1 protein-coding gene is annotated in these 518 nt (G+C 34.9%); it reads right to left on the bottom strand.

Going from position 1 to position 518, the window contains the following annotated elements:
- A partial coding sequence (locus UGRO018_RS17790) for a hypothetical protein (protein ID WP_416327850.1) occupies positions 1-518 on the bottom strand: 518 nt, incomplete at both ends.

Below are 518 nucleotides of genomic sequence, written 5' to 3'. Positions count from 1 at the left end.
CCATTCTGTCTTTTGTTTTCATACAACATTTGTTCTTTTTTGTTTTCAAATGATAGCTTTTCGATGATGAGTGGTTTTCTGTTTCCTTTCAGATCATGACCAAGGTTCTTTATCGTATCACGAAGTATCGCTTTTCGCTGATTTGATGTCTTATGTTTCAAGTCATAGGTATATATCTTCATTCTTATCAGATTTCCATTCGCATCCGTCTCACTGACCGCCATATGATCAATATTAAGATCCATTCCATATACTCCATTACAGGTCTGCATCTGTATATCTTTATCTACTACCTCAACGATTGCTTTGATGATGAAGTATTCTCCATGATCTCTCAATTCATAACAGATTGCTTTACCGGGTGTATTATGTTTCATTTTCACTGCACGGATCAGTTCTTCTTTTTGATAATGAAATTCTATTGGCAGTTCTATATCCCTTCCACTTGCACTTCGATAGATCAGTTTGTTTTCACTCACATGATATTTAAAAAGGTTGTTTCCATATTTACCTTGACG

It is taken from the genome of Hoskinsella mucinilytica (assembly GCF_045223415.1).
Classification (GTDB): domain Bacteria; phylum Bacillota_I; class Bacilli_A; order Erysipelotrichales; family Erysipelotrichaceae; genus Hoskinsella; species Hoskinsella mucinilytica.
This window is presented reverse-complemented; position numbering and strand designations above follow the sequence as displayed.